This is a genomic window from Mesorhizobium sp. M7A.F.Ca.CA.002.15.2.1 (assembly GCF_003998715.1).
Lineage (GTDB): Bacteria > Pseudomonadota > Alphaproteobacteria > Rhizobiales > Rhizobiaceae > Mesorhizobium > Mesorhizobium ciceri.
In genome coordinates this window covers 1-6,216 of record NZ_RZPI01000313.1, presented here as the reverse complement: position 1 = coordinate 6,216, position 6,216 = coordinate 1, and the positions used below count along the sequence as shown (strand labels likewise).

Here is a 6,216-nt window from a genome sequence, read left to right as displayed (position 1 = left end):
GATGTCTGCATCGTCGGCGCCGGCTACACCGGCCTGTGGACGGCTTATTACCTGAAGAAGGCCGATCCATCGATCCGCATCGCCATCGTCGAGCGGGAGTTCGCCGGCTTCGGCGCGTCGGGCCGCAATGGCGGCTGGCTGTCCGGCGGCTTCAGCTGGTCGCGCGAGAAATATCTGCAGACCTCGACGCGCGGCGCTGTCATCGACATGGAAACGGCCATGCATGGCACGGTCGACGAAGTGATCAAGGTGACCGAAGCCGAAGGCATCGATGCCGACATCCGCCGCGTCGACAATCTGACGGTGGCGACCAACCCGCCGCAGCTCGAACGGATCAACGCCGCCTATGCCGATGCGATCGGCTGGAGCGTGCCGAGCGAGCGTGTCAGCCTGATCGGCCAGGCAGAGGCCAAGGCCCGCATCAACATCAGGAATGTGCTTGGCGGTTATATCCACCACGGCACCGCGCGTGTGCAGCCGGCCAAGCTGGTGCGCGGCCTGTCCGAAGCCGTCGAGCGGCTCGGTGTGCCGATCTACGAGCAGACCACCGTGACCGGCATCGAGAAGGGCAAGGTCACGACGAACCGCGGCACCGTGCGCGCGCCGATCATCATCCGTGCCACGGAAGGGTTCACGGCCGGCATACCAGGCAATGAACGGCTCTGGCTGCCGCTCAACAGCGCACAGATCATCACCGAGCCGCTGCCGCAATCACTGTGGGACGAGATCGGCTGGGAGGGCCATGAGCTTCTGGGCGACTCCGCGCACGCCTATTGCTATGCGCAGCGCACCAGGGAAGGCCGCATCACCATGGGCGGACGCGGCGTACCCTATCGTTACGGCTCGCAAACGGATGTGCGCGGCCAAACGCAGCAGGCCACGATCGAAAGCCTGCACGCGATCCTCACCCGGCTGCTGCCGCAGACAGCCAGGCTTCGCATCGACCACGCCTGGTGCGGCGTGCTGGGCGTGCCGCGCGACTGGTGCACGACGGCAGGGCTCGATCTTGAAACCGGCATCGGCTGGGCCGGCGGCTATGTCGGGCTCGGCGTCTCGAGTTCCAACCTTTCAGGCCGAACGCTGCGCGATCTCATCCTGCGCCGCGACACCGAATTGACCCGCCTGCCCTGGGTCAACCGAAAGGTCAGCAAATGGGAGCCAGAGCCGATGCGCTGGCTCGGCGTCCACTCGATGTATCAGCTCTATCGCGTCGCCGACGAGCGCGAGGAAGCCGGCCTCCAGCACACGTCGAAACTGGCCGCAATCGCCGACCGCATCACAGGACATTGAGAGACTGCCATGACCGACTTCCAGACCTTCGCCCACCTCGCCTCCATCGACCTCGGCGAGCCTGAGCCCAAGCCGACCTCGATCAGCGGCGATCAGTTCGAAGCCTCGACGACGCTGTGGACCTCGCCGGATGGCGCACTGGAAGTCGGCGTCTGGGAGTGCACGCCGGGCCGCTTCACGGCCTCGCGCGAGACCAATTCCGAAACCTGCCACATCGTGTCAGGCCGGGTCTCGCTGCATGGTCCCGATGGCCGCAGCGAGGACGTTGGTCCGGGCGAAATGCTGGTGCTGCCGAAAGGCTGGAAAGGCGAATGGACGATCCACGAGAAGACGCGGAAGCTCTACATCCTGCACTTCGAAGCGTGAGCCGGCTGGAACAGCCGCTACTCGTCGTCTGAACGATCACCCCCGGTAACGATCGGCTTGCCTTCTATCACACGCCGCAAGGCGTCGTTGATGCGGTCCTGCCAGCCGGGTCCATCCTCCTGGAAATGGTCCAGCACGGCGCGGTCGATTCGGATCGAAACAAGCTCCCTGACGCCTGGAGCGGCCGTGGGCTCTCGGACCGGGGCAGCCGGCTTCTTCACCGGCTTGAAAGCCGCCTCGGCGGCCGCCATCGGATTTGTCGGTCGGCGCGGGGGATTTGCCATTGGATGACCCTGACTGAGGATGATTCGTGCGCGACGTAGCACGCCTGAGCCACCATAGCCCAACCAGCACCGTCGCGCAGGCCCCTTTGGTCAGGACGATCACTCGGCTGCCTGGAGGCTCTGTGCGTCGATGATGACCCTGATCTCGGCGCGGCAGGAGCCGCAATTCGTGCCGGCATTCAGGGCCGCGCCGATTGCCGCGACGCTGCCGCAGCCGCGGCGTACCGCTTCCGTGATCTGGTTGGCGCCAACGCCGAAGCAGGAGCAGACGATGGCGCCGCGATCGACGTCGATCCCGCCCGGCCGCCCGGCCACGATCGCCAGCCTGCTGCGCCGATCAACATGATCGGCGCTCAGTTGTTCCGCCGCCCAGCCGCGCGACACGGCGACCGGGCCGGGCGCGACGAACAAGGCGCCTGACAGTTGGTCGTCGTCGAAGGCGGCGATGCGGTGCTGGCCGACGTCGCGGTCGTGATAAGCTGATATTTCGGCACCCAATGACGTACCGAACAGCGACCCGGCAAAGCCTGCCCAGTCGATGTCGTCATCGGCAAAGGCAAGCTCGACCCGCCAGCCGCCCTTGCACTTGGCCACGGCCCAGTAGGGCGCAGTATTAGGCTCCGGCCGCTGCCGAGCCACCGCAAAGCCAAAGGCCTTTGCCGCGAATTTCTCGATGCGGACGGCGACATGTTTCAGCGCCGGCTGACCGGAAATGGGATCGGTCAGCGGCGCGGTCAGCGTGTCGAGCCGGCCCTTTGCCGAGAACTGATCGGTCCAGTGCATCGGCGCAAACAGGCTGCCCTGGCGCTGGCGCGCCGTCACCAGCGCGCGCACCAGCACATCACCGCGCGGGCTGGAAACGCGCGCTATGTCGGCGTCACCGATGCCGAAGCGCTGCGCATCCGCCGGGTGGATTTCGACGAAGGGCTCGGCGATGTGCTGCGAAAGCCGCGGGCTTTTCCCCGTCCGCGTCATGGTGTGCCAATGGTCGCGGATGCGGCCGGTGTTGAGGATCAGCGGATAATCGGGGCTGGTGCGGATTTCCGTGGTGGGACGGATGGCGATGAAGCGCGCCTTGCGGTCGGGTGTGAAGAAGTTGCCGTTGGCGAAGAAGCGAGCCTGGAGCCCAGTCGTGCCGACCCCTTCTGGCCAACCTCCAGCTTGAGCGCCCCCCTCTCGCCTGCCGGCCATCTCCCCCTCAAGGGGGGAGATTGGCAGCTTTGCCGACTGCTTTCGCTTTGCGACGTTGTGAATTGGCGAAGACGGCCATGACAGCCGATCTCCCCCCTTGAGGGGGAGATGGCCGGCAGGCCAGAGGGGGGCGCCTTGGCTCGGCGCTGGCCATTGGAACGGCTCAAGCGCCTCATATCCCTCCGCATCAACCCCGGCATAAGCCCCGATGTCGAAATCCCGCGCACCATCATTCTCGAAACCCGACAGCGCGGCATGCTCGGCAAACACCTCCGCCGGCGACGCGTAGGAAAACGCCTCACCAAACCCCATCCGTTTGCCCAACTCGGCAATAATCCGCCAGTCAGGCAGCGCATCTCCGGGCACGCGCAAAAAAGCGCGCTGGCGCGACACACGGCGTTCGGAATTGGTGACGGTGCCATCCTTCTCGCCCCAGGCGGCGGCGGGCAGCCGGACATGGGCGTGGCGGACGGTATCGGTCCGGGCCAGCACGTCCGACACCACCACGAACGGGCACGCCTTGATCGCCGCTTCGACGGCATCGGCGTCCGGCATCGAATCGACCGGGTTGGTGGCCATGATCCACAGCGCTTTGATGTGCCCGTCGGCAACCGCCTTGAACATCTCGACTGCCTTCAGGCCGGGCTTTCCGGCAACGGCCGGCGCGTTCCAGAAGCGCTGCACGCGGTCGCGATGATCGGGGTTTTCGATCTCCATATGGGCAGCCAGCATGTTGGCCATGCCGCCGACCTCGCGCCCGCCCATGGCGTTGGGCTGGCCGGTCACCGAAAACGGCCCTGCCCCTGGCTTGCCGATGCGGCCGGTGGCCAAATGGCAGTTGATGATGGCATTGACCTTGTCGGTGCCCGAAGACGACTGGTTCACCCCTTGGCTGTAGACGGTCACGGTCTTGGAGGTCGCCGCGAACAGGCTGTAGAACCGGTCAAGCTCGTCCTCGCTCAGGCCCGTGGCAGCGGCGACGCCAGCCAGGTCCAGCGCGGAGGCGGCGAAAAGCGCTTGCCCGAAGCCCGTCGTGTGCGTCGTGATATAGGTGCGGTCGAGCGCATTGTGCTGGCCGAGGTAGGCGAGCAGCCCGGTGAACAAAGCGATGTCGCCATCCGGCGCGATCGCCAGATGCATATCGGCAATGTCAGCGGTCATGGTGCGACGCGGGTCGACCAGCACGATCTTCATCTCCGGCCGCTTTTCCCGGGCAGCCGCGATGCGCTGGTAGAGCACCGGATGGCACCAGGCGAGATTGGAGCCGACCAGCACGATCAGGTCGGCAAGCTCCAGATCGTCATAGGTTCCGGGCACGGTGTCGGAGCCGAAAGCGCGGCGGTGGCCGGCGACCGAAGAGGCCATGCACAGGCGCGAATTGGTGTCGATATTGGCGGAGCCGACAAAGCCCTTCATCAGCTTGTTGGCGACGTAGTAGTCCTCGGTCAGCAACTGGCCGGAGACATAGAAGGCGACCGCATCGGGCCCGTGCTCGGCAATGGTTTGCGAGAAGGTCGAGGCGACGAGGTCGAGCGCCTCGTCCCAGCCGGCGCGGCGGCCGTGGATCTCTGGATGAAGCAGCCTGCCGTCGAGATCGATGGTCTCGGCCAGTGCCGAGCCCTTGGAGCAGAGCCGGCCGAAATTGGCCGGGTGGTCGGGGTCGCCGCGCACGGACACTTGCCCGTCCGCGGCGACCTTCGCCAGCACGCCGCAGCCCACCCCGCAATAGGGGCAGGTGGTCCTCACCTCGCGCGCTTCATCGATCTCCATGGGGTCAGGCCGCGCGGCTGACCAGCGCTTCCAGCGCAATGAACAGATGCTCGCCTTCGATCCGCACCGGAATGGTGCGCACCGCGCCCTCGTCGGCGCCGAGCGCCTTGCCCGTTTCCAGCGAAATCACCCAATTGTGCAAGGGACAGGTCACCGCCGCGCCGTGCACGATGCCCTGGCTGAGCGGTCCGCCTCTGTGCGGGCAATGGTCGTCGATGGCGTAGACCTGATCGTCCTGGGTGCGGAAGACCGCGATTTTTCCTTCCGGCGTGGCGACGCAGCGCGCGCCGCGGCGAGGGATGTCGGAGAGAGAGCCTATCGATATCCAGTTCATGACGCTCACTCCGCCGCCTGCGCAAAACCGACCGAAGCCATTGGCCGGAATTCGTGCTTGTCCTTGCCGGAAACGCGTTCCGACCACGGGTCGACCTGGGCGAATTTCTGGCTGAAGACGAAGCGCTCGTAATAGGCCTTGCGCTTGTCGCCATCGTCCATGATCTGGCGCTTGATCTCGGGGATGCCGATGCGCTTGGCCCATTTGTAGATGCGCTCGAGGTAGCGGCCCTGCTCGCGGTACATCTGCGTCAGCGCCACGATATGCTCCAGCGCCTCGTCCTCGGTTCTGACCAGGCCGAGTACTTCGGTGCCCTTGATGTCGAGGCCGGCCGCGCCGGCAAAATGGATCTCGTAACCGGAGTCGACGCAGATCACGCCGACATCCTTGCAGGTCGCCTCGGCGCAATTCCTGGGGCAACCCGACACCGCCATCTTGACCTTGGCCGGCGTCCACGAGCCCCACATGAATTTTTCGATGCGGATGCCGAGGCCCGTCGAATCCTGCGTGCCGAAGCGGCACCAGTCCGAGCCGACGCAGGTCTTCACCGTGCGCAACCCCTTGGCATAGGCGTGGCCGGAGACGAAGCCGGCCTGGCCGAGATCGGCCCACACCGCCGGCAGGTCTTCCTTGCGGATGCCGAGCATGTCGATGCGCTGGCCGCCGGTGACCTTGACCATCGGGATTTCAAACTTGTCGACAACGTCGGCGATGGCGCGCAGTTCAGCGGCATTGGTCACCCCGCCCCACATGCGCGGCACCACCGAATAGGTGCCATCCTTCTGGATGTTGGCGTGGACGCGCTCGTTGATGAAGCGCGACTGGTAGTCGTCGGCGTAGTCGTCCGGCCAGTCGCAGACGAGATAGTAATTGAGCGCCGGCCGGCATTTGGCGCAGCCGCAGGAGGTCGTCCATTCCAGTTCCTGCATGACGGCGGGAATGGTCTTCAGGCGCTTGGCGATGATCAGCCGGCGGACCTCG

6 protein-coding genes are annotated in these 6,216 nt (G+C 65.6%); 2 read left to right on the top strand and 4 right to left on the bottom strand.

Features of this window, described 5'->3' with window-relative positions:
* Both ENZ74_RS18095 and ENZ74_RS18090 read left to right on the top strand, forming a co-directional pair.
* A partial coding sequence (locus ENZ74_RS18095) for an FAD-binding oxidoreductase (RefSeq protein ID WP_127312898.1) occupies positions 1-1,290 on the top strand: 1,290 nt, incomplete at its 5' end.
* Between the two features lie 9 nt (positions 1,291-1,299).
* Positions 1,300-1,656, top strand: coding sequence for a cupin domain-containing protein (locus tag ENZ74_RS18090; protein WP_013530464.1), 357 nt, complete (start codon positions 1,300-1,302; stop codon positions 1,654-1,656).
* 17 nt (positions 1,657-1,673) lie between these two features.
* Here the strand turns inward: ENZ74_RS18090 and ENZ74_RS18085 are convergent, their stop codons facing one another.
* The 4 genes from ENZ74_RS18085 to ENZ74_RS18070 form a co-directional block, all read right to left on the bottom strand.
* Complete coding sequence (locus ENZ74_RS18085; RefSeq protein ID WP_024503962.1) at positions 1,674-1,940, bottom strand: BrnA antitoxin family protein; 267 nt, start codon at positions 1,938-1,940, stop codon at positions 1,674-1,676.
* A gap of 99 nt (positions 1,941-2,039) precedes the next feature.
* Positions 2,040-4,901 (bottom strand): nitrate reductase, encoded by a 2,862-nt coding sequence (locus ENZ74_RS18080; RefSeq protein ID WP_063168697.1) that lies wholly within the window; start codon positions 4,899-4,901, stop codon positions 2,040-2,042.
* Between the two features lie 4 nt (positions 4,902-4,905).
* Entirely contained in the window at positions 4,906-5,235 is a 330-nt protein-coding gene (gene nirD, locus ENZ74_RS18075; RefSeq protein WP_063168698.1) for a nitrite reductase small subunit NirD, read from the bottom strand.
* A 5-nt stretch (positions 5,236-5,240) separates the two neighbouring features.
* A partial coding sequence (locus ENZ74_RS18070) for a (2Fe-2S)-binding protein (RefSeq protein WP_164761075.1) occupies positions 5,241-6,216 on the bottom strand: 976 nt, incomplete at its 5' end.

Bases quoted from the DNA above. Each gene is read 5' to 3' on its own strand.
- ENZ74_RS18090 (WP_013530464.1), top strand. From the start codon at position 1,300: ATGACCGACTTCCAGACCTTCGCCCACCTCGCCTCCATCGACCTCGGC.
- ENZ74_RS18085 (WP_024503962.1), bottom strand. From the start codon at position 1,940: ATGGCAAATCCCCCGCGCCGACCGACAAATCCGATGGCGGCCGCCGAG.
- ENZ74_RS18080 (WP_063168697.1), bottom strand. From the start codon at position 4,901: ATGGAGATCGATGAAGCGCGCGAGGTGAGGACCACCTGCCCCTATTGC.
- nirD (WP_063168698.1), bottom strand. From the start codon at position 5,235: ATGAACTGGATATCGATAGGCTCTCTCTCCGACATCCCTCGCCGCGGC.